This is a genomic window from Priestia sp. LL-8 (assembly GCF_036227845.1).
GTDB classification, from domain to species: domain Bacteria; phylum Bacillota; class Bacilli; order Bacillales; family Bacillaceae_H; genus Priestia; species Priestia zanthoxyli.
The window spans coordinates 1,956,896-1,979,069 of sequence record NZ_JAZAQH010000001.1; the positions used below are offsets into that span (position 1 = coordinate 1,956,896).

21 protein-coding genes are annotated in these 22,174 nt (G+C 37.8%); 17 read left to right on the forward strand and 4 right to left on the reverse strand.

Annotated features, from left to right (window positions below):
• Window positions 1-99: 99 nt before the first annotated feature.
• From U9R83_RS09900 to U9R83_RS09910, 3 genes are all read left to right on the forward strand, one after another.
• A complete protein-coding gene (locus U9R83_RS09900) occupies window positions 100-1,593 on the forward strand; it encodes an aldehyde dehydrogenase family protein (protein WP_013082880.1) in 1,494 nt (497 codons plus the stop codon).
• 107 nt (window positions 1,594-1,700) lie between these two features.
• Window positions 1,701-2,987, forward strand: a complete 1,287-nt coding sequence (locus U9R83_RS09905; protein ID WP_182420742.1) for a cytochrome P450 — start codon at window positions 1,701-1,703, stop codon at window positions 2,985-2,987.
• A 119-nt stretch (window positions 2,988-3,106) separates the two neighbouring features.
• Window positions 3,107-3,766: a serine/threonine protein kinase gene (locus tag U9R83_RS09910; RefSeq protein ID WP_014460423.1), complete on the forward strand. Its 660-nt coding sequence runs from the start codon at window positions 3,107-3,109 to the stop codon at window positions 3,764-3,766.
• A 13-nt stretch (window positions 3,767-3,779) separates the two neighbouring features.
• Here U9R83_RS09910 and U9R83_RS09915 read toward each other — a convergent pair whose 3' ends face one another.
• The gene (locus U9R83_RS09915; protein ID WP_014460422.1) at window positions 3,780-4,058 is read right to left on the reverse strand and encodes a hypothetical protein; all 279 of its coding nucleotides are present in this window, start codon (window positions 4,056-4,058) and stop codon (window positions 3,780-3,782) included.
• A 140-nt stretch (window positions 4,059-4,198) separates the two neighbouring features.
• Between U9R83_RS09915 and U9R83_RS09920 the strand changes: the two genes are divergently transcribed.
• The 3 genes from U9R83_RS09920 to motB all read left to right on the forward strand — a co-directional run bounded on the left by U9R83_RS09920 (window position 4,199) and on the right by motB (window position 6,092).
• Complete coding sequence (locus U9R83_RS09920; protein ID WP_014460421.1) at window positions 4,199-4,342, forward strand: hypothetical protein; 144 nt, start codon at window positions 4,199-4,201, stop codon at window positions 4,340-4,342.
• A gap of 129 nt (window positions 4,343-4,471) precedes the next feature.
• Window positions 4,472-5,266: a flagellar motor stator protein MotA gene (motA, locus tag U9R83_RS09925; RefSeq protein WP_014460420.1), complete on the forward strand. Its 795-nt coding sequence runs from the start codon at window positions 4,472-4,474 to the stop codon at window positions 5,264-5,266.
• Window positions 5,259-6,092 (forward strand): flagellar motor protein MotB, encoded by an 834-nt coding sequence (gene motB, locus U9R83_RS09930; RefSeq protein ID WP_014460419.1) that lies wholly within the window; start codon window positions 5,259-5,261, stop codon window positions 6,090-6,092. The genes motA and motB overlap by 8 nt, the downstream gene beginning before the upstream one ends.
• 35 nt (window positions 6,093-6,127) lie before the next feature.
• Here the strand turns inward: motB and U9R83_RS09935 are convergent, their stop codons facing one another.
• Window positions 6,128-6,460 (reverse strand): hypothetical protein, encoded by a 333-nt coding sequence (locus tag U9R83_RS09935; RefSeq protein ID WP_013056747.1) that lies wholly within the window; start codon window positions 6,458-6,460, stop codon window positions 6,128-6,130.
• A 199-nt stretch (window positions 6,461-6,659) separates the two neighbouring features.
• On the opposite strand from U9R83_RS09935, the gene U9R83_RS09940 reads away from it, so the two are divergent.
• Together U9R83_RS09940 and U9R83_RS09945 are read left to right on the forward strand one after the other, a co-directional pair.
• Window positions 6,660-7,613: an NAD(P)/FAD-dependent oxidoreductase gene (locus tag U9R83_RS09940; protein WP_328575213.1), complete on the forward strand. Its 954-nt coding sequence runs from the start codon at window positions 6,660-6,662 to the stop codon at window positions 7,611-7,613.
• Between the two features lie 19 nt (window positions 7,614-7,632).
• On the forward strand, window positions 7,633-8,328 hold the full coding sequence (locus U9R83_RS09945; RefSeq protein ID WP_115653705.1) for a YqjF family protein: 696 nt from the start codon (window positions 7,633-7,635) through the stop codon (window positions 8,326-8,328).
• 3 nt (window positions 8,329-8,331) lie between these two features.
• Here the strand turns inward: U9R83_RS09945 and msrA are convergent, their stop codons facing one another.
• Complete coding sequence (gene msrA / locus U9R83_RS09950) at window positions 8,332-9,249, reverse strand: peptide-methionine (S)-S-oxide reductase MsrA (protein ID WP_328575214.1); 918 nt, start codon at window positions 9,247-9,249, stop codon at window positions 8,332-8,334.
• A 323-nt stretch (window positions 9,250-9,572) separates the two neighbouring features.
• Here msrA and nhaC point away from each other — a divergent pair, with 323 nt between their 5' ends.
• Complete coding sequence (gene nhaC / locus U9R83_RS09955) at window positions 9,573-10,979, forward strand: Na+/H+ antiporter NhaC (protein WP_182420675.1); 1,407 nt, start codon at window positions 9,573-9,575, stop codon at window positions 10,977-10,979.
• 179 nt (window positions 10,980-11,158) lie between these two features.
• Here the strand turns inward: nhaC and U9R83_RS09960 are convergent, their stop codons facing one another.
• Window positions 11,159-11,812, reverse strand: a complete 654-nt coding sequence (locus U9R83_RS09960) for a GntR family transcriptional regulator (protein WP_328575215.1) — start codon at window positions 11,810-11,812, stop codon at window positions 11,159-11,161.
• Window positions 11,813-12,175: 363 nt separating this feature from the next.
• On the opposite strand from U9R83_RS09960, the gene U9R83_RS09965 reads away from it, so the two are divergent.
• The 8 genes from U9R83_RS09965 (at window position 12,176) to U9R83_RS10000 (ending at window position 22,155) form a co-directional block, all read left to right on the forward strand.
• Complete coding sequence (locus U9R83_RS09965) at window positions 12,176-13,588, forward strand: amino acid permease (RefSeq protein ID WP_025752074.1); 1,413 nt, start codon at window positions 12,176-12,178, stop codon at window positions 13,586-13,588.
• Between the two features lie 296 nt (window positions 13,589-13,884).
• Window positions 13,885-14,886, forward strand: coding sequence for an acyltransferase family protein (locus U9R83_RS09970; protein ID WP_014460410.1), 1,002 nt, complete (start codon window positions 13,885-13,887; stop codon window positions 14,884-14,886).
• Between the two features lie 25 nt (window positions 14,887-14,911).
• Complete coding sequence (locus U9R83_RS09975) at window positions 14,912-15,787, forward strand: peptidylprolyl isomerase (RefSeq protein WP_014460409.1); 876 nt, start codon at window positions 14,912-14,914, stop codon at window positions 15,785-15,787.
• A gap of 30 nt (window positions 15,788-15,817) precedes the next feature.
• Window positions 15,818-15,976 carry a hypothetical protein gene (locus U9R83_RS09980; RefSeq protein ID WP_014460408.1) on the forward strand — a complete coding sequence of 53 codons (159 nt, stop codon included), beginning with the start codon at window positions 15,818-15,820 and terminating at the stop codon, window positions 15,974-15,976.
• A 179-nt stretch (window positions 15,977-16,155) separates the two neighbouring features.
• Complete coding sequence (locus U9R83_RS09985; RefSeq protein ID WP_013056756.1) at window positions 16,156-16,830, forward strand: response regulator transcription factor; 675 nt, start codon at window positions 16,156-16,158, stop codon at window positions 16,828-16,830.
• The gene (locus U9R83_RS09990; protein ID WP_014460407.1) at window positions 16,820-18,247 is read left to right on the forward strand and encodes a sensor histidine kinase; all 1,428 of its coding nucleotides are present in this window, start codon (window positions 16,820-16,822) and stop codon (window positions 18,245-18,247) included. Before U9R83_RS09985 ends, U9R83_RS09990 begins: the two co-directional genes overlap by 11 nt.
• Window positions 18,248-18,771: 524 nt before the next feature.
• On the forward strand, window positions 18,772-20,136 hold the full coding sequence (locus U9R83_RS09995; protein ID WP_243556942.1) for an allantoinase: 1,365 nt from the start codon (window positions 18,772-18,774) through the stop codon (window positions 20,134-20,136).
• Between the two features lie 528 nt (window positions 20,137-20,664).
• The gene (locus tag U9R83_RS10000) at window positions 20,665-22,155 is read left to right on the forward strand and encodes a peptide MFS transporter (protein ID WP_014460405.1); all 1,491 of its coding nucleotides are present in this window, start codon (window positions 20,665-20,667) and stop codon (window positions 22,153-22,155) included.
• Window positions 22,156-22,174: the final 19 nt, after the last annotated feature.

Below are 22,174 nucleotides of genomic sequence, written 5' to 3' on the forward strand. Positions count from 1 at the left end.
AATTCAGAATATTGTATGCGAAATTGTTGATTTTACTAGATAACATGGTAAAATATTCATTGTTAGCGTTTTCAAAATTCGTGGGGAGGTATGTATTTGATGCAAAATCTTGGAGCGAAAAAAGTTGAAATGAGTCCGAAAGTAGTGGAGTTTTTAAAAGGAGTTAAACAGCTATACATTAACGGGGAGTGGGTAGACTCTGTTTCAGGAAAAACGTTTGAAACGGTAAATCCAGCAACGGGTGAAAAGTTGGCAGATGTAGCTGAAGCAAATCCAGAGGATATTGATCGTGCCGTCAGAGCGGCTAGAGAAGCCTTTGATCATGGACCTTGGACAAAGATGTCAGCAGCTGAAAGAAGTCGACTCATTTATAAATTAGCTGATTTAATGGAAACACATCAATTGGAACTTGCGCAGCTTGAAACGCTTGATAACGGAAAACCAATTCGTGAAACATCAAATGCAGACATTCCATTAGCCATCGAACATTTCCGCTACTTTGCTGGGTGGTCAACTAAAATGGTTGGACAAACTATTCCTGTGCAAGGAGCGTATTTTAACTATACAAGATATGAACCAGTGGGAGTTGTTGGCCAAATTATTCCGTGGAACTTCCCGCTTTTAATGGCCGCTTGGAAGCTCGGAGCCGCTTTGGCAACTGGATGTACAATTGTTCTCAAACCGGCAGAACAAACGCCGCTTTCCGCACTTTACTTAGCTAGACTAGCCGATGAAGCAGGGTTCCCAAAAGGCGTGCTAAACATTGTGCCAGGCTACGGGAAAACAGCAGGTGAACCGCTCGTTCATCATGATCTTGTCGATAAAATTGCTTTTACAGGATCTACTGCTGTCGGAAAAGCAATTATGAAACAAGCTAGCGACTCCTTAAAGCGTGTGACGTTAGAGCTTGGAGGTAAATCACCAAACATTATCCTCCCGGATGCAGACTTAACAAAAGCAGTTCCTGGTGCGCTCTCAGGTATTATGTTTAATCAAGGACAAGTATGTTGTGCTGGAAGTCGTCTGTATGTCCAAAAAAGCTTATATGATAATGTCGTAGCTGATTTAGTTTCTCAAACGAAATCTATTAAACAAGGAAATGGATTAGCAGATGAGACAACAATGGGTCCGCTTGTATCTGCGCAGCAGCAAAAACGAGTGAAAACCTATATTGATAAAGGAATTGAAGAAGGAGCGGAAGTACTCGCAGGAGGAAACATTCCATTTGATCAAGGCTATTTCGTAGAACCGACTATCTTTGCAGACGTCGATCATTCGATGACGATTGCCCGTGAAGAAATCTTCGGTCCGGTCGTAGCTGCTATGCCGTTTGACGATCTTGATGATTTGATTGCCAAAGCAAATGATACAGCATATGGTCTAGCAGCGGGCGTCTGGACACAAGATCTAAAGAAAGCACACTATATTGCTCATGGTATTAAAGCGGGTACAGTGTGGGTGAACTGTTACAACGTATTTGATGCAGCAAGCCCGTTTGGAGGCTATAAACAGTCGGGAATTGGTCGTGAAATGGGAAGCTATGCGCTTGATAACTACACTGAAGTGAAAAGCGTATGGATCAATATGGAATAATAAGTAGGATTTTTTGTGAAAATCAATAGCATATCTTTGTGTGAAAAAGAGTAGTCTTTAGTGGACTACTCTTTTATTTGTTTAAGTCCCGCATTTTTAGAAAAGGAGTGATAACATTGCCGGTTATACAGGGCCCCTCGTCGTATAAGCTTACCGGTCACCTGCAAAAGTTTAGAGAGAACCCCCTGGGTTTTTTAGAAAACTTGACTCAGTATGGAGAAATTGCAACATTTAGAGTTGCGCACAAACGCTTTTATGTAACGAGAGACCCTCAACTTATTAAAGATGTAGTCATTACAAACAACAAGGCGTTTCAAAAAATTAAACTAACGCATATGTTTAAAACGCTGCTAGGCGAAGAAATGTTATGGACAGATGAAGCATTATATATGAGCCCCATTCAACCCTCACAAATAAAACAACATCTAACTTATAATAAGGAAGCAATTGCAAAAATAATTGAAAAACATACGGAAACGTGGGAAGAAGGGCAGCTTCGAATGATAGTAAAAGACATAAGACAGATAGTCGTAGCTGTACTCCTTCAACTTGTATTTGGCATTTCGATTCAGGATAAAGATAAAATTCACTATGTTCAAGCGCTTATGAGAAAAAAAGAAAAGTTAGGCAAAATTTATATTCGTCTACCTTTGCACCAGCCTGACTCAGATGAGCAGCTAGAACAACTCCTTTTTGAACGCGTTCAAATGCGTGTTCAAAACAAAACCGAAGGAAAGGATTTACTGCAGTATATATTGAATTCTTGCGGAGAAGACATCGATGAAAGAGAAATATACCAACAGCTAAATTCTATATTCCTTTCGATGTATGAAATGATTACGCACGTATGCAGCTGGTCTATTTATTTACTGTCTCAAAATACTAGGGAGCACCTTCAGCTGCATAAAGAAATTCAAGCCTATGCTAGCGGCGAATCGCTTTCAACCAAAAATCTGACCTATATGCGCAAAATAATTGCTGAAAGCATGAGGTTATATCCGCCTCTTTGGTTATTTGGGCGTCAGGCACGTGAAGATATACAAATAGATGGTTACAGTATTAAAAAAGGGGAGATTATGTTAATTAGCCCTTATATGATGCATCGCCATGAAGATTATTTTTTAGAGCCAAGTGAATTTTTACCTGACCGTTTTGAAAAAGGAGGGTCCATTGATGTCCCAAGCTATATGTATATGCCGCTTGGGATTGATCATCAAGCGGAAAGGGGCATGGACTATATCACTGAAATAGTAACCATTTTTCTGTCAGAAATGACAAAGCGCTTTTTATTTCAGCTGACTAAGCCCGAGTCTATTGCTCCGATGGCAGGCGTAATGCTGAATATGAAAGAAGAACTGAATGTGAATGTTCACAAAGTCCACACGCAGTCTTGAATGAACGGGAATACTTTCCCTCTTTCTATCAGGCTGTCAATTTATTGACACATCCTGCATTGAGATTTATCATAGGGTAATATTTGATAGAGATTACTGAAGGATTTTTAGAGGGGACTATGGATAAAACAATTAAACAGTTAGTGTCGCTAGTAGAAACATCATTACTAACGCAAGTTATGATTCAAAGTGAAAGTGACTATGATCCAGTTGAAGTTACGAACAAAACAAAAGAGTGGGTACTTATTGGTAAAGGAAACTATGCCGGTGTGTTTACGCACGAAAATTATCCTGAATTTGTCGTAAAAGTATACGGAAGAGACGTTTATGGTGTAAAAAAAGAAGCGCAAGTGTATAGAAAGCTGGGCGTTCACCCAGCTTATTCTCAACTTTTTTATGAGGGAAAGACGTACTTGATTTTAAAAAGACTTACAGGCGTTACACTGTATGATGCCGTCCAGCGGGGCATAAAGATTCCAGAACAAGTCATAAAAGATGTGAACAAGGCTTTGGACTATGCAAGAAGCCAGGGGTTAAACCCGTATGATGTGCATGGCAAAAATGTCATGATGAAAGATGGAAGAGGATATGTGGTCGATATTTCTGACTTTTATAAAGAAGGTATCGATAAAAAATGGACAGACCTTGTAAAAGCTTATTACACTTTTTATCCGTTTATTGATAAGTACCATATCCGCTTGCCGTACCCTCTTTTAAACGTTATCAGAAAAGCATATCGTCTATATCGTAGAATCAAATCAAAAAGGAGTTTCCGCTAAAGGAAACTCCTTTTTAAGATGAGATACAGCGCAGTACATGCTGCTGCTCAAAAGTTGGTTTTAATTTGAATAGAATGGTTTGTAGTATTTCAGATTGATAGACAAATTTTAGCGTATGTTTAAGGGAAAGAGGATGTAAGAAAGAACGTATTCTTTTTTCAGCATAACGTATCACCTGTTCTTCATAAAATAAAGTACGTGCGGAGATTTTAGCGTGAATGTCTTTTGTTAGTTCGATTGTAAACTGGATAATCATTAAATCAGTGTCTTTACAGTATTTTTCTAGTAGCATAATACCACCTCCATTTTGTCAACTCATTTACATAATCTTAATATAAAATTTACAAATGTCAATAAAACACGGAAAAATAAATGGTAAGACTGTTCTTTTTATATGTTGAATAAACAAGAACGTTACAGAGGTGAGTAAAGTTGAATATTAACGTCGGATTTGCCATTTTAGCTGATATTGATAATAAGATGACGGCTGCTATTTATGTGGAAAATCAAATTGTAGCGATTATAGCTGGTCCTTCAGACATTCTGTATGAAAAGTTGAAAAAAGTGTTTTTATAATAGAGAAAAGCTGTAATTGTAAATATGATTCATAAAAAGCTTAAAAATTCTATGAAATAGTCGAAATAAAAGATGAGGATAAAATACACAAAAAGAAAGAACAGGAAGTTAAGGATAGGAGAATTACATATGGATAAAACATCTTTTATTGGACTGATTTTAGGAATAGCCTCTCTTATTGTAGGCATGTTTTTCAAAGGGGTTAATCCATCTGTGTTAGGAAATCCGGCTGCTATTTTAATTATTATTGTCGGAACCGTTGGAGCAGTAGTGATTGCATTTCCTTCAAATGAAATCAAAAGAGTCCCAAAACTGTTTGGTGTCCTGTTTAAAGAACAAAAAATGCTGCAGCCCGTTGATTTAGTATCCATGTTTTCAGAATGGGGACAAGTTGTTCGAAAAGAAGGGTTACTATCACTTGAAGCCCAAATTGTTGATGTAGATGACCCTTTCTTAAAAAATGGTTTGAATTTAGCTATTGATGGTCAAAGTGCGGATTATATACGAGACGTGTTGTCTGAAGAAATTGATGCTATGGAAGAAAGACATCAAACGGGTGCAAGTATTTTCGCTTTAGCAGGTACATATGCTCCAACTCTGGGTGTACTTGGAGCTGTTATAGGGTTAATTGCTGCGCTTGGGAACATGGAAGATACAGATACGCTAGGACATGCGATCAGCGCGGCTTTTGTTGCTACGCTTCTTGGTATTTTTACTGGGTATGTACTATGGCATCCGTTTGCAAATAAACTAAAGCGTAAATCGAAACATGAAGTAAAGGTAAAGTATATGATGATCGAAGGAGTGCTTTCACTTCTAGAAGGAGAAACACCAAAAGTGATTGAGCAAAAGCTGGCTTCTTATTTGCCAACAGCGGAACGTAAAAAGCTTCTTCAAGAAAGTGAAGTGGGCATAAATGAGTAGACGCAGAAAACGAAAGCACGAGGAGGACCATGTTGACGAAAGCTGGCTGCTTCCTTACTCAGATTTGCTTACACTTTTACTTGCTTTATTCATCGTATTGTTTGCAATGAGCTCAGTGGATGCGCAAAAATTTAAGAACCTTTCTCGCGCGTTTAATGAAGCATTCGTTGGAGGAACGGGTGTGATGGAATTTCAATCTCTGCAGGAATCTGAAGAAGCGGTTCAGCCTTCAAATACTCCTGCAGCTAAAAGTACGGAAAAAACAAATGAAGTGGAGACAGCCCCCAATCAGTCTCCTGCTTCTTCACAATCGTTAACGAGCGAACAAAAGGAGCAAACCATACGAGAAGCTGACCAAGAAGAGCTTCAGCAAATTCAATCTAAAATTAATGCGTATATTCAAAAGAAAAACTTAACAAATCAATTGCAGACTTCGCTAACAGATGAAGGTCTCTTAATTTCCATTCGAGACAATGTATTGTTTGATTCGGGAAGAGCACAAGTTCGGAGTGAAGATACAAAAATCGCAAATGATATTTCAGAGCTTTTGGTGATTGATCCTCCTCGTAACATTATTATTAGCGGTCACACCGATAACGTACCTATTCGGAACGCTGGTTTTGAATCCAACTGGGAGTTAAGCGTGATGAGAGCAGTTAACTTTATGAAAGTTATCTTAAAAAACGATAAGCTTAATCCAAGCATGTTCAGTGCAAAAGGATTTGGAGAGTTCAAACCCGTGACATCTAACAATACAGCAGAGGGGCAAGCGAAAAATAGAAGGGTTGAAATATTGATTACTCCTCGTACAATTAAACAGCCGTAAAAGCAGGACTGCTTTTACGGCTGTTTTTCTATGTGTTATAAAGCTAAGAGTCTTCTCTTCTCAAAGTTTCCTCGTACTAATTTGAGATCCATTCCATCTAAAATCAAATCAATGAGAGCGCCTTTAAAGACATCGGCTGTTTTTTTCTTATCATTGGACTGCAAATATTGCACGCGATACCACTTGTCTTCAACTTGAAAGTACATAAAACGACCGTGTGTAAAGTCAATCCAGAACTTTGTAGGTTGTCCATTGAGATTTTTATAAACATATCCCCAGCTTCGTCCTTGGTGAGCGTCCTTCATTTTAGGGCGAGCTGTATTAAATACTTCGTAATATACTTTGTGCTTAATATCATAGAGCATCATGTGACGGTCCTCCTATCTATAGACGTGCTAGCGGGTAAAAATATATTTGTATACAACAAGTATATTAAGCTGAAAGGAATCGTAGACTATTTTTTTGAGACAAGCAGGAGCGAAGGTAAATGAAAAAGACAGTTTAAATTAGCTCAATCATTCCGCTTTTTTTATACTGTAAGTAAATGAGTTAAATAAGGAGGAAAAAATGAAACGAGTAGGAATAGTAGGTGCAGGAATGACCGGCCTTACAGCGGCGGCTGAATTACAAAAAGCAGGAATAGAGGTCTTTCTTCTTGATAAGAGTAAAAGTGTAGGGGGACGAATGGCTACACGAAGAGTAGGGGATGGAAAAGCAGATCACGGAGCTCAATTTTTTACAGTGAGATCCGATGAATTTCAGCAAGCCGTAAATAAATGGATAGCTGATAGAAAGGTTAAGAAGTGGTTTGGTGAGCATCACCCTCGTTATCAAAGTATAAATGGCATGAATGCATTAGCTAAATATTTAGCAAAAGATCTACGCGTATACTTGAATCAAAAAGTTCAAACCATTGATTTTCAAAACGGAAGGTACCAGCTGTATACAGAAGAAAATGAGATTTTTGAAGCGACTGATATCATTCTTACACCTCCGTCTCCTCAGGTTATTGAGGTATTTAATAATAGTAACCTGCAAGCGGACCAATCTATTCTTAAAACACTGAAATTTAGTCCCTGCTTGGTTGCTATCGTGGAGCTTGACACAGAGATGTTGTATAGTGATCATGGTCAAATCACAAATCCATCTAGCACAATCCAAAGAATCGTTAATCATGAGCAAAAAGGAATATCAAAGACGCCCGTTCTTAGCATATATATGAATAAAGACTGGTCAGAAAAACATTTTGATGAACATGAACATGAGTTGCTGCGGGCGATAAAAAATGAAATAAACGAATGGATAGGTGCAAATCATATTAAAAGCATTCAGTTAAAGAAATGGCGCTATGCAGAGGTTGAACAAGTTCTTCATCAGCCCTTTGCTAAAATTATGCCGTCGCTACTGGTGGCAGGAGATGCTTTTTTAAGAAGGGAAGACGAGACGAATCACTCACGGTTAGAGAGCGCATATTTGTCAGGCAAATCGGCAGCCGCTGAATTAATGGGAAAGAACATCTAGAAAAAGGAGGGACCAAGAAGTGGAAAATAATTGGATAATGAAACAAACGTGGAAAGATTTACTGTTTATTCATTGGCCTGTAGATCCGGCATTTTTGGCTTCTTTATTGCCGAGTCAGTTAGAGCCTGACACCTATGATGGTCAAGGGTGGATTGCACTTGTGCCTTTTACGATGACAGGTATTCGATTTAAAGGAACGCCCGCCGTGCCCATCTTTTCACGGCTATATGAGCTAAATGTGCGTACATATGTTACATATAAAGGGGAAAAAGGCGTTTATTTTTTTAGTTTAGACGCAAGCAATCCACTAGGAGTATGGATTGCTCGTCAGTTTTTTCACTTGCCTTATTACCACGCTGCTATGACATTCAACAAAACTCATAACCATATTTCTTTTCAGTCAGTTCGAACGCACAGAGACTCAAAAAAAGAGCGAGTAAAGCTTACATATAGAGGTATTTCTCCGTCCTATCGCAGTAGAAAAGGAGAATTAGCTCATTGGCTTACAGAGCGCTACTGCTTATTTACCACTCATCAAGGAAATGTCTACAGAGGAGACCTTTATCATGATCCTTGGGAGCTCCAAAAAGGGGAGTGTGAAATAAGAGAAGACTCCATCACTCAGCCTTTTTTGCGTCCGGCGGACCATCATGATTTAACTGTACACTACGCAAAGAAAGTAACCGCTTATTTTTACCCTTTTAAAAAAGTATAGGCATCAAAACAAAATTAAAAAATCTTCATAGCCTTCTTCTTTAAGCTTCTCTTTTGGAATAAAGCGTAAAGCCGCGGAATTTACTTGATAGTATTCGCTGTTTTCTTCTGTTAAAAGTAAACCCAGGTAGTTATCTCCTTCTTTGCTTTTTAGCGCTGTTGAATGCTGCGCCGGCACTCTTTTTATGTTTCCGTATAAGATAGGGCGCTTAAAAATGGGCCAGCCTGTATGAGAAGGAAGCTGATCTGACGTTTTGAACAGTGCTTCTCCCGTTAGAAGGTCAACGTAAATTCCTTGTTTTTTGTTATTCCAATATAAATTTGTAAAAGGAGGTTCGGTTCCGTTTTCCTGCGTAACAAAATATTGCATGGGCGTTAGGACCTTTTTAAGGTAAGAGCGGTCCTTTGGCCAATGCTGTGTTAGAAAATCAGTTCGCCCCGAGCCTTCTTTGTATAATTTATAGTGAAATGCGTTTTTTCGATAATAATCCTGCTTCTGCTCTTCTGCTTCATAAAAAGAAGAAAAAGGTAAAATAGGTGTGACGATAGGACGCTTAAAGCGTCCGCTTTGGGCGAGCTTTTTTTTAGAATCGAAAGCCGCTTCTTTTTGTTTTTCGTTGTGATAAAAAATAATGGCTCGATATGACGGCCCGCGGTCTGAAAACTGTCCGCCCGAATCCGTAGGGTCAATTTGTTGCCAATACAGGTTAAGCAGTTCTTCAAACGTAATGTGAGAAGGATCCCATACAATTTGCACAGCCTCTACGTACTCGTTTTCCTTTTTTACAAGAGCAGAAGCTTCAGAAGTGATTTGTTCATCTCTAGCGTAGCCTGAGCGGATACTGCTGATTCCTGGAAGCTGATCAAAAGGAGCGACCATGCACCAAAAGCATCCTCCCGCAAACGTTGCATATTCTTTCATGTTACTTTCCTCTTTTCGTTGAATAAAATAAATGAAAATATATTTATATATTAAAATGTATAAACAAACAGAAAGCGCTTTATAACGAGTCTTGTAAGAAAGCACAATCTTATGGTATTATGACCACTGGATAAAAGAAAAATGGCTTATTGTTTACGCAAGTATCCTTATTTTATGTTCTTAAAAAGATGCAGTTTATTGTTTAAGTACTCATAGAAATACATACGTTCAAGCAGTAAGAGGAACAATTAAAAAATAAGGACGTTTTGCTCTTAAACGATACCACATTCCAGAATCTACATACCAGTTTAGGAGGAGCTAGTTTGAACACAACCCGTTTACCATCTATGTGGGAAATAATGATTGTGCTTGCTTTATTTTTAGCAGTTGTTATTTCATTTGCAACTGTTTTTGATTTACCTATTCAGCTCGCTTTATTTATTTCATGGTTTATTGTTATGGCGCTAGGAGTACGACTTGGGTATACGTATAATCAGCTGCAAGGGGCCATTACAAGAGGAATATCAAACGGCTTAGAAGCTATTTTAATTTTATTAGCCGTCGGTACGTTAATTGGAACATGGATTGCCGGAGGAGTTGTTCCTTCTCTTATTTATTTTGGATTAGAGTTTATTAATCCAACATTCTTTTTACTTGCTACACTTATCATTTGCTCTATTACCTCGATTTCAACAGGAACATCTTGGGGAACGGTTGGTACAGCCGGAATCGCGATGATGGGAATCGGACAAGGCTTAGGCATGCCGCTTCCTTTAGTAGCTGGAGCTGTGATTTCAGGAGCTTATTTTGGAGACAAGCTTTCTCCTCTTTCTGACAGTACCATTTTATCTGCGTCAATGGCTCGAGTGAACGTTATTGATCACGTAAAAGCAATGTTAGTGTTAGATATTCCTGCTTACCTCATTACGGCAGTATTATTTACGGTAACAGGGTTTATGTATGGCGGAAAAGATTTTGATGCTGGACGGGTAGAAGGGTTAAAATCTTCGCTGTTGGATACATTCCATATCAGCGGGTGGATGCTGATTCCGGCTTTGGCTGTCATTGTCCTTTTAGCATTAAAGAAACCTTCTCTTCCAGCAATTGCGATTGGCTCGTTATTAGGAATTATATGGGCAGTTGTCTTTCAACATATGGATGTGGCGAGCGCATTTAATACGGCTTATGAAGGATTTAAAATTAATACCGACAACACATTTTTAAGTGAGCTGTTAAATCGTGGCGGAATTTTAAGCATGGTCGGTTCCATTATTGTCATTATTTTTGGACTAGGCTTTGGCGGGTTATTAGATGAGCTCGGCGTCTTAGAAGTCCTGCTATCTAAATTTGAAAAAATTCTTGTCAATTCAGGAAACGTTACGGCTTCTACTATTTTCGTGGGGTTATTAGGGAATATATTTGGTTGTGCAATGTATGTTTCATTGATTTTAACACCGAAAATTATGGAGAAAAGTTATGACAAGTTAAGAATACAGCGTCTAGTGCTTGCCCGTAACTCAGAAGTAGGGGGAACCTTAACTTCAGGGATGGTTCCGTGGACGGACAACGGTGTATTTCTAGCTACAACGCTTGGGATTTCTACATTCGCTTATCTGCCGTTTATGTGGCTCAGCTTTGTCTCTATTATTTTGGCAATTATTTACGGATATACAGGGAAGTTCATTTGGTACGTAAAAGAGGAAAAACACCGTTCTGCTATAGCAAAATAAAAGAGGCTGCGACAACCGTATGTTAGTTGAAAGAAAATCCGAACGATGAATTGAGATTCTTGATGGAGAATCAACTTCGTTCGGATTTTTTTATTGGTATGATAAACGTAGGTTTCATGTATTTCATTGCTTCTAGCTGTTGACTGGATTGATTTAGTTATGTCTTAATCTCTTTTTGATCAGATCATTTCTGGATATTCGATTCTCCAGTGAACATTTTGAAGGTAAAGCTGAACATCCGCCTTTTTTTTCTGCTTCAGAAGTTTTAGAATGTGGCGGTGATGTTCATTCATCACATGTAAAATGGCGTATAGCTCTTTAGTGTCATCGCTAAAGTACGTTTGTCTGATGAATCCGTCTTGTAAAGATATAAGCTGTTCTTTTAAGGTCACATTACCGCATCGGTTCAAATATACTCGATGAAAATACGTTTGATATTTTTGATAATCCTGATAATGTTCTAGTTCAATCGAAACATCGATTTTTTTAATAAGCTCATCCATCTCCGTAAAATCTTCTTTAGTTAAGTGGTCAATCGACAGGGCAGCTGCAAGACCATCTAAAGCACCGACGATTTCAAATACTTCTAGTTTTTTTGGTGTATCAATTTCCTTTACAGTAAACCCTCTGCGCGGTCTATATTCTAATAGGTTGTCTGAAGCCAATTTAATAAGCGCTTCTCTCACAGGCGTTCGGCTGACATTCAGCTGAGAACAAATACTGGCTTCATTTATTTTGTCGTTAGGCAGCAGTGTACCGTCTTGAATTTGACTTGCTATGTAGTTATATACATGATCTTTTAATGAATGATAAATCATAGGCCCCTTGTTCATTGTTTCCCCCTAAAATAAATATCGCATCAGCCGTTCCTTCTCTTCATGTCATGGTGACGAAAGAGTATAAAAATAGCATGAAAGAACGTACAGGTGTAAAAATAATCATATCATATCACTTCATTTAATCTTAGTTAGAATATAAAAAATAGAATTATTGAAATATTTTTTACTATTCATTGTTGTAAAAAATCTGAAAAATGATATAATCGTAAAAAGATTTAAGAAGTGTATATTGTATACAATATACAAAATTCGTACATATCGAAGAAATAGAGCCTACTCCTGCAGAGAAGAGACTATAGAGAATATGTAAATAAACCAAGTTTTTAGATGGGCTTACTATAAAAAAGGAGGTACATAATGGGGGAGAATACAACATCTATGAATCAATTACAAAGAAAAATGAAAAGCCGTCATTTATTTATGATTTCCCTTGGCGGTGTTATCGGTACGGGGTTGTTTCTTAATTCAGGCTATACAATTAATGCAGCAGGTCCTGGGGGAACACTCCTTGCTTATTTAATCGGTGGATTAATTATGTATTTAGTCATGATATGTCTGGGGGAACTAAGCGTAGCAATGCCTGTATCAGGATCATTTCAAGTATACGCTACAAAGTTTATCGGGCCGGGAACTGGTTTTGCGGTTGGCTGGCTCTACTGGCTGACTTGGGTGGTATCTGTCGGTTCGGAGTTTACAGCGTCTGGGTTGCTTATGCAAAGATGGTTTCCTGACGTTTCGGTTTGGATATGGAGCGCGCTGTTTGCCCTTTTATTATTTGGTTTAAATGCAACATCTGTACGTTTTTTCGGCGAAACAGAATTTTGGTTTTCAAGTATTAAAGTATTAACGATCATTGTATTTATTATTTTAGGCGCAGCAGCGATGTTTGGATTCATTCCTCTTAGCGGTCATGAAAAAGCGCCAATGCTTTCTCATTTTACAGGAGAGGGCGGTTTATTTCCAAATGGACTTATGCCTGTATTAATTACGATGGTTTCTGTTAGCTTTGCTTTTTCAGGAACAGAATTAATTGGTATTACGGCGGGAGAAACAGAGGATCCGGAAAAGAACATACCTCGAGCCATTAAAAATATCATTTGGCGTACATTCTTCTTCTTTATTGGTGCCATGTTTGTACTATCAGGGTTGATTTCATGGAAACAAGCAGGAGTGTTAGAAAGTCCTTTTGTGACGGTATTTGATCAAATAGGTATTCCTTACGCAGCAGATATCATGAACTTGGTTATTTTAACAGCTTTATTATCAAACGCTAATGCAGGATTATATGCATGTTCGAGAATGCTATGGTCATTATCTGATCAAAAAATGGTCAGCACTTGGTTAGGGAAAGTAACGTCTAAAGGGGTTCCATTTAATTCGTTACTTATCAGCATGGGAGTGGCATGTCTGTCCTTGCTGTCAAGCGTGGTTGCACCAACAACTGTTTACTTAGTATTAGTTTCTATTTCTGGATTTGCGGTTGTAGCTGTATGGATGGCTATTGCGGCTTCTCATTTTATGTTCAGAAGACGCTATATTAAAGAAGGGAATGATGTATCGAAGCTTGTTTACAAAGCTCCTTTATATCCTATTGTTCCTATTTTAGCGTTTGTTTTATGCTTTGCCGCTTGTGTAGGACTGGCTTTTGATGAGAGTCAGCGTATCGCATTATACTGCGGTATTCCGTTTGTCCTTTTTTGTTACTTGTTTTATTATTTGAAAAATAAAAAAGGAAACAGAAAAAACGAAAGTCAGCCTATAGCAAAATAAAAAGCAGAAGACCTAGGTTTTCTGCTTTTTTTGCATACAAAAACACCCTATCCATCCGTACTGGTTAAGTGTCCCGCAACAAGCGAAATTGAATTGGATAGGGTGCGTATCTATATAGTAGAGAAAGAGGCGCCATTTGTCAAACTTATTTAGCCGCGCCTTATTTAAAAATAGAAAAAAGCAAGGTTTTCACTGTTTTTTCATTTTCACTATGTATAGTAAGGAATGTAAAGAAAAGATATTCGCAGCAGCACGTCGTACAGATCCGTAGAACGCGAAAGAAAGGAGGAGATCAAATGGCTAAGCGGGATGCGTATTTTGATAACGTAAAATTTATCTTAATTGTATTAGTAGTGTTTGGCCATTTGTTAACTCCCTTCATCAATGATAAACAGTGGCTACGAACGCTCTACATATTTATTTACACCTTTCATATGCCAGCGTTTATTTTAATAAGCGGCTATTTTGCAAAGGGATATCGAAAAAAAGGATATATGTGGAAGGCGGCGAAGAAAGTATTACTTCCTTATATTATTTTTCAGCTTATCTATGCGGTATACGACTATAAACTGTATGATGAATCCACATTCGAAGTTTCAGTGTTTCAGCCGGCTTGGTCGCTATGGTTTTTATTGAGTTTATTTTGTTGGAACGCCATGTTGTTCATTTTTACAAAAATCAAATATCCATTAGCCGTTGCGGCAGTTTTAGGAATTATGATTGGCTTATGTGAACCGCTGGAAACAACGTTAAGCCTTTCTAGAACCTTTGTGTTCTTTCCCTTCTTCTTAGCAGGATTTTATATGAAAAAAGAACATTTTAAAAAGTTGACGTCTGTTTCTTGCAAAAAAGTAGCTGGAGGCACTTTGCTGATTATTGCTCTATGGATCCAGTATATAGCACCGGACTTTGAGAAAGAGTGGTTATTTGGTTCAAAATCTTATGCCTCTTTAGGTGTAAATCAATTAGAGGGAATGACCATTCGTATGCTATTTTATAGCATCAGCTTAGCCATGACGATTTCCTTTCTAGCTTTGATCCCTACACAAACGATGTCTTTTACATCTCGAGGTGCTCAAACCTTTTATGTATATCTGCTACATGGGTTTCTGATTAAATATATCCGCCTATCTTCTTTTGGAGATTGGATAGAAAGTGTACAAGGATACAGTATTCTTCTAATTGGAGCTTGTGGAGTGGCGTGGTTGTTGTCGAGTAAATACGTATCTACTATTGCAAGACCTTTAATTGAGCTTAAACCGTTACCAAGGCGCAAAAGTTTAAGTTTAGGTAAGTAATGAGAAATGGAAAAGGAGTTTAACGATGTCTAAAAACAAAATAATTATGATTATTGCAGCCGTTGTGATTATTGCTGCAGTAGCTATTGGTGCCGTAGCAATGAATAAATCCAAGGTGGTTGCTACCGTTGGTGATGAAAAAATCACAAAAGATCAGCTGTACGATGCTCTTCTTGCTCAAGGAGGATCAAGCGTCCTTGATTCACTAATTGAACAAAAAGTCATTTCAAAAGAAGCAGCTAAACAAAATATTAAAGTAACCGATAAAGAAATTAATGCTGAATTAGAAAACCTTAAAAGTCAGTATGGGGGAGAAGATGCACTAAATCAAGCATTAGCATCTAGTGGTGTAAAATTGTCAGAGCTGAAAAAAGATTTAAAGACGAATATTGAAGCAAAAAAAATGGTCGAGTCGACTATTAGTATTAAAGATAGTGAAATGAAATCGTACTTTAATCAAAATAAAGATTCACTAGCTACAGAAGCACAGGTGAAAGCTAGCCACATCTTAGTAGCAGACGAAAAAACAGCAAAAGAAGTAAAGGCAAAGCTTGATAAAGGAGAAGATTTTGCTAAGCTAGCAAAAGAATATTCAACAGATACAGCTTCTAAATCAGATGGCGGAAACCTTGGATACTTCAAAAAAGGCGATATGGTCGAAGCTTTTGCCAACAAAGCATTTTCAATGAAGGTAAATGAAGTAAGTGATCCTGTTAAAACAGAATACGGTTATCACATTATTAAAGTAACAGGCAAAAAAGAAGCGCAAAAAGCAACATATGAAAATAGCAAAGCAAAAATCAAGCAAACGCTGCTTGATCAAAAATACCAAACAGAGTATCCAACATGGTTACAAAAGCTAAAGAAAAAGTATGATATTACAAACAAACTTGATTCATAAATAATACCTTAACGAAATGAGGGGATGGATATGAAACAAACAGCGTCTTATAGTAAATTAGAAAAAATCGTCGAACAATTGAAGCACAGAGGTGTACGAGCTGAAATATGCCGGCGTGTTGTAAAGGTGACAGAAACTGTTAATGGATCAAATCCTTCATATTCAAATCAAATCGTTAGGCATTCATAAAGAGTACAAAAGATGCAAACTAGTAGACGGAAGTTTGCTCCCTTACTAAATACAGATAGGAAAAAGTAAAATAAGAAGACATCAGTAGAGGCAGCTTGTTTCTGCTGATTCTTTTTGTATAATAAAGTAAACAAAAGGATGCAGCGACATGTATCGGATGAAGGAAGGAGTTACGCGGAATGAACGTATTGCTAGCAGAAGATGATTTGCAGCTAGGTGAATTAGTTAGTTATATGCTAAAGAAAAAAGGAGGCTATAACGTCGAATGGGTGACGGAAGGGAATGATGCATATGATTATGCATCTGAAGCGCATTATGATGTGTTAATTCTTGACTGGATGATGCCAAACGGAGACGGAATTGATGTATGTAAACGTCTAAGAAAAGAAGGATACGCGGGAGCTATTCTTATGTTAACAGCAAAAGATGCGGTTCAAGATCGTATACAAGGCTTAGATGCGGGAGCGGATGATTACGTTATTAAGCCATTTGAAATTGACGAGCTGCTTGCAAGGCTTCGCGCTTTGTCTCGTCGTAATTATGCACCAATTTTAGAAGAAGAAGTAGAGATCGCCAGCATGATATTAAAAAGAGCAAGTCAAACCGTGCAGTTTGACGAGGAGTTTATTCAATTAAGTCCTCGTGAATTTCAACTGCTAGATTTTTTAGTGAAAAACAAAGGACAAGTTCTTTCTCGAGATATTATTTTAGACCGGGTATGGGGATATGAATCAGATGTTTCCATTAAAACGATTGATGCGACGGTTAAACTTTTGCGGAAAAAACTAGAGAAATTCAACAAACAGGATCTTATTCAAAGCATTCGCGGAGTAGGCTACAAAATTGAAAGCTAAACTCCTTACAAGAGCTAAACAGAAAGTAAAACAAAAAGTAAAGCAAGATTTATTCAGCCAGACGCAAAATCGTTTAACATTCCGATATAGCGCATTACTGATGCTGTTTCTGCTATTATTCGTGTTTATTGTTTATGCATTGGTGTATGTGGTTGTATCCAACAGTCAGCAGCAAAACTTAAATAGCATGCTAAAGCAAGAGTCTCGAATTGTCCAAAGCATCTTAATTAAACAAGCGATAAACAGCTCGAATCAGCAGTCAAAAGAAGAGTACAAAAACATTGTCGTAGCCGGTGAAGATCAGTTTTTTTATTATGTCATCAGTCCTGAAGGGGATCTTATTATGGGAAACGAAGCGAGTGAGCGGCTTCGCTCTAACTTATTAGATTTAATTGATGGGTGGATCCCTATTGAAAATGAAGTGAGGAAAGAACGAATAAAAGCCCCCCGTCCTAGTTTTGAACACATTGAAGGAGTAAAAGGGCAAAACGGGGAAGGCAAAATAGATATTGATTTGATGATGGCGGGTGAACCTATTTTTTATAAAGGTCAATTTTTAGGGATGCTTTATATTGGAAAAGACGTTTCATTTCTTTATCAGCTGTTAAAGTGGCTCCTTATTATTATGTTAAGCCTTACCGTACTGTTTGTAGGAGTAGCCATTTATATCAGCCGCTTAATGTCAAAACGGGCTATGGTCCCAATTGAAACAGCTTTCCAAAAGCAAAAAGAGTTTGTGGCGGATGCATCCCATGAGTTAAGAACGCCGCTTAGCGTTATGCTTTCTTCTATCAACGCTTTAGAAATGCAGGAGGAAGTAACAGAAGATCCTTTTTCTAAAAAATTAATCAATAATATGAAAGCTGAAGTGAAGCGCATGACGAGTCTCGTCAGTGATTTGCTTACGCTTGCACGCTCAGACTCTAATAAAGTAGAAAAAGCAATGATGCCCTTTGATATTACAGCCGCGGTGCAAAAGGTAATGGAATCCGTTGAAACCCTAGCGGTTTCTAAACATATTGATTTGCAACTGGATACGCCGGAAAAATTAGTGGTAACTGGAGATCAAGAGCGTCTAACTCAGCTGATTTACATTTTGTTAGATAATGCGATTAAATATACAACTCCTCATGGAAGTGTAAACATTCAAGTAGTTCAGCATGGGAGTGAATGTATATTAAAAGTACGTGATACGGGCGTTGGGATCCATCCAGATGAAAAGGATCGGATTTTTGACCGCTTTTATCGTGCTGACAAATCGCGTTCCCGTCAAATGGGAGGTCATGGACTAGGCCTAGCAATCGCTAAATGGATCGTAGAAACACATAAAGGGAAAATTGATGTAGAAAGTGAACAGGAAAAAGGCAGTACATTTACAGTAAGATTGCCCATGTCACAAAAAGTGAAAAAGAGTTAAAAGAGACTGTGACAAAAGGGTTTTAGTTGAAGGAAGATCTGAACAAGTTTGATTCTTGATGGGGAATCAAACTCGTTCGGATTTTTTTATGGTTAGGGTGAACGTAGGTTTCGCGTATGTAGTTGCTTCTAGCTGTTGATTGGTGGGCAAGGAGAAGACTCCTGCGGGAAAAGTGAAATAAGTGAGACCCAGCAGAAAGGAAAGGCTCGCACGGAAATCAACAGCAAGGTCAAAAGAATCTATACTAGCTCCTTTATCCAATTTGTTCGTCCAGTGATTTAGTTATGTCTCAATCTCTTTTTAGTTAGTGAAAGTGACCAAATGAAAAAGAAAAGTTTAGACAAAATGGTGAGTGTAAAAATCAGATAATTCAGTTATATTTACTAGCGTAATAACCAGTCTATGTGTCAGGTTTCTTTACAAGGATAAAGACTTTTTAAAGGAAACAGTGCATGATAGAACAATAGCAGACTGCTTCGTTTAATAAGAAGATGGAGTAGTTAAATAAAGGGGAGTTTGATAACATGTACGATTTAATTATTCGGGATGGTTCGGTCGTATTAGAAGATGAAATAGTAAAAGCGGACATAGGTATTAAAAAGGGAAAGATTGCAGAAATAGCGCAAGGTGTTAGCACACCAGCAAAAAAATACGTAGATGCTAAAGGCAAATATGTTCTGCCTGGAATGATTGATATTCACGTGCATTTTGATGAACCGAGCCGAGACCATTGGGAAGGGTTTGACTACGGTTCAGCATCTATGGCCGCAGGAGGCTGCACTACATATTTTGATATGCCTTTAAACGGCGTTCCTCCTACCGTAACAGAAGCAGCGCTGTGGGAAAAGAAAAAGCTGGCTGATCAAAAGTCAGTAGTAGATTACGGTCTATGGGGAGGGTTGGTTCCTGGTAATAAAGAAGAATTAGCCAAAATGGCTCATTCGGGTGTAATAGGTTTTAAAGCATTTATGTCAGAAGCCGGTTCTGAATTTGATTTTTCAGATGACCTCACATTATACGAAGGAATGAAAGAGATTGCAAAACTAAATAAAGTGCTTGCCCTGCATGCTGAAAGAAATGACTTAATACAAAAGTTTGAACAGGCTAAACAGAAGCAAAAACAAACGGCTATTAAAGATTATTTAGAAACGCGACCGGTTGTAGCAGAAGTAAACGCAGTAAAGCAAGCGCTTGAGTACGGTGAAGAAACGGGATGTCCGCTTCACTTTGTACACATTAGCAGCTATGAAGCAGTGCAGCTTATTACGGAAGCAAAGAAGAATGGAATGAACGTTACGCTGGAAACTTGTCCGCATTATTTACTTTTTACAGAGGAAGACTTTGAAGAAATTGGCGTAACGGCTAAGTGTGCACCTCCTCTTCGCAGCAGGAGTCAAAAAGAAAAATTATGGGCTTGTATTCAATCAGAGGAAGTAGATATGATTTCTTCGGATCATTCTCCTTGCCCGATTGAGTTAAAAACAGCTCATCAGAATGATTTATTTAAAGTTTGGGGTGGAATATCAGGCGGTCAGTACTCTTTGCAAGCAATGATTAGTGAGGGAGTGATCACTAGAGGGATTTCTCTTTCTCACATTTCAAAGCTTGTATCAACCAATCCAGCTAAACGATTCGGCTTATATCCTAAAAAAGGAAGCATTTTGCTCGGATCCGATGCGGATTTGGTTATCGTTGATCTGGATCAAACTGAAAAAGTGACAAAAGAAGGAATGGTTTTCAAACATAAGCACAGTATATATGAAGGAACGGTATTTAATAGCGTTATTTTAACTACCATTAATAGAGGAACGATTGTATACACTAAAGAAGAAGGTGTGTTTCCTCTTCACAAAGGACAAATGGTAAACGGTGAACACGTCAAATTGTAGGTACAGTGAAAAAAGAGGTGAAAAATAAACCTTTTATCTCTTTTTTTACATAAAAAAATGAGGATGACTTATATTAAAGGTATTACATAGGTGAAAAAAGAGTATCTACTATAACAAAAGAGACATTTTTAAAGAGGGTTTTATTATTTTAAAAAAGTATATTTTCGGTTGAAGGAAACATAATGAAAAAATAATAAAGCTTCTTTTTAAATATAAAGAAAAAATTCCCAAAAATAAAAATATTATCTGGTTGTATGAAAAGTAGATAATCAGATGCTTTGTAATCAAGGGTTTTGTATAAAAAATTTTTCAAAAAGATATTTCAAGAAAAGAAATCTTGATTTAAAGCTTTTTATAGGTGCAATTTTATAACGAAAAACCGTATATTATGCACTCATTGTAAAATTCTGATATTGACAGAATCATTTTATAAGAATAAAATTTTCTTGTTTCTATTTTTTTATATCATCATAATTTTTTGACAGTTTTGTCTATGATGGTTTACGGTTGAAAGAGAGGTTAAGGAATATGTCGGTAGAGAGAGAAAAAGTGTATGAAACAGTTCCTCAAAAAGGATTCTTCGGACATCCTAAAGGTTTATTTACCTTGTTCTTTACAGAATTCTGGGAGCGTTTTTCATACTATGGAATGCGTGCGCTACTTGTATTGTACATGTACGATACAATTGCAAACGGTGGATTAGGAATGGAACAAGGAACCGCTTTAGCGATCTTTTCTATTTATGGTTCCCTTGTTTATATGTCTGGAATTATTGGCGGTTGGATTGCAGACCGCATTTTAGGTACGTCTAATACGGTGTTTTACGGCGGTATATTTATTATGCTCGGACATCTAGTGCTTGCGTTGCCAGCAGGTGTAACAGCGCTGTTTATTTCAATGTTCTTGATTATCATCGGAACAGGTTTATTAAAACCAAACGTTTCAAGCGTTGTGGGCGATATGTATAGCCCGACTGATAACCGTCGAGATGCTGGATTTAGTATCTTCTATATGGGTGTAAATGCTGGAGCATTTATCGCGCCGCTAGTTGTTTCAACAGTAGGTGAAAAGTATAACTATCACTTAGGTTTTGGAATCGCGGCAGTAGGAATGCTTTTAGGCCTAATCGTATTTATGGCTACACGAGGTAAAAACCTAGGGCGTGCAGGTAGACAAGTTCCAAACCCTTTAAAACCAGAAGAGCGCAAAAAAGTTTTTGGTACTATTGCACTTGCTGTAGTTGTACTTGCTATCTTTATTGTACTGACTTCTTTAGCAGGTATTTTAACAGTTGAAGGCGTTATTTTATTTGTAAGTATTTTAGCGATTGTTATTCCTATTATTTACTTTGTGGTTATGTATAAGAGTCCCAAGACAACAGCTGATGAGCGTTCACGCGTATTAGCTTATATCCCTCTTTTTGTTTCTGGAGTAATGTTCTGGGCAATTCAAGAGCAGGGGTCAACAATTTTAGCAACGTATGCAAAAGATCATACACAGCTAACGTATGGCGGCTTTAAAATTCCAGTTGGCTGGTTCCAATCGTTAAATCCGTTATTCATTATTATATTTGCCCCAGTTTTTGCAGCAATTTGGGTGAAATTAGGAAACAGACAGCCTTCTACACCAAAGAAGTTTTCATTAGGACTATTATTTGCAGGGCTTTCTTTCCTTGTCATGGTTATCCCGGCTAGTATTCATGGAAATGAAACATTAGCGAGCCCGCTATGGCTAGTGCTAAGCTTCTTCTTAGTTGTAGTTGGAGAGCTTTGTTTATCACCAGTAGGGCTATCAACTACAACAAAACTAGCACCTGCAGCGTTTTCTGCTCAAACGATGAGTTTGTGGTTCCTAACAAGCGCAGCGGCACAGGCAATCAATGCTCAGCTTGTTCAATATTATGAAAACATTTCGCAAGTTGTTTATTTCGCTGCATTGGGCGGAGTTTCGGTCATTTTAGGGGTAATTGTACTAATGATTTCGCCAAAAATTCAGCGTTTAATGAAAGGTGTTCAATAAAAAAAACCGTCCTTAAGGA

Excerpts from the sequence above, each read along its gene's own strand:
- U9R83_RS09965 (WP_025752074.1), top strand. The coding sequence starts at position 12,176 with ATGGGGGAGAATACAACATCTATGAATCAATTACAAAGAAAAATGAAA.
- U9R83_RS09960 (WP_328575215.1), bottom strand. The coding sequence starts at position 11,812 with ATGAACAAGGGGCCTATGATTTATCATTCATTAAAAGATCATGTATAT.
- U9R83_RS09980 (WP_014460408.1), top strand. The coding sequence starts at position 15,818 with ATGAAACAAACAGCGTCTTATAGTAAATTAGAAAAAATCGTCGAACAA.
- U9R83_RS09935 (WP_013056747.1), bottom strand. The coding sequence starts at position 6,460 with ATGATGCTCTATGATATTAAGCACAAAGTATATTACGAAGTATTTAAT.
- U9R83_RS09985 (WP_013056756.1), top strand. The coding sequence starts at position 16,156 with ATGAACGTATTGCTAGCAGAAGATGATTTGCAGCTAGGTGAATTAGTT.
- U9R83_RS09910 (WP_014460423.1), top strand. The coding sequence starts at position 3,107 with ATGGATAAAACAATTAAACAGTTAGTGTCGCTAGTAGAAACATCATTA.
- U9R83_RS10000 (WP_014460405.1), top strand. The coding sequence starts at position 20,665 with ATGTCGGTAGAGAGAGAAAAAGTGTATGAAACAGTTCCTCAAAAAGGA.
- U9R83_RS09900 (WP_013082880.1), top strand. The coding sequence starts at position 100 with ATGCAAAATCTTGGAGCGAAAAAAGTTGAAATGAGTCCGAAAGTAGTG.
- U9R83_RS09915 (WP_014460422.1), bottom strand. The coding sequence starts at position 4,058 with ATGCTACTAGAAAAATACTGTAAAGACACTGATTTAATGATTATCCAG.
- msrA (WP_328575214.1), bottom strand. The coding sequence starts at position 9,249 with ATGAAAGAATATGCAACGTTTGCGGGAGGATGCTTTTGGTGCATGGTC.
- motA (WP_014460420.1), top strand. The coding sequence starts at position 4,472 with ATGGATAAAACATCTTTTATTGGACTGATTTTAGGAATAGCCTCTCTT.
- U9R83_RS09995 (WP_243556942.1), top strand. The coding sequence starts at position 18,772 with ATGTACGATTTAATTATTCGGGATGGTTCGGTCGTATTAGAAGATGAA.
- U9R83_RS09940 (WP_328575213.1), top strand. The coding sequence starts at position 6,660 with ATGAAACGAGTAGGAATAGTAGGTGCAGGAATGACCGGCCTTACAGCG.
- motB (WP_014460419.1), top strand. The coding sequence starts at position 5,259 with ATGAGTAGACGCAGAAAACGAAAGCACGAGGAGGACCATGTTGACGAA.
- U9R83_RS09970 (WP_014460410.1), top strand. The coding sequence starts at position 13,885 with ATGGCTAAGCGGGATGCGTATTTTGATAACGTAAAATTTATCTTAATT.
- U9R83_RS09975 (WP_014460409.1), top strand. The coding sequence starts at position 14,912 with ATGTCTAAAAACAAAATAATTATGATTATTGCAGCCGTTGTGATTATT.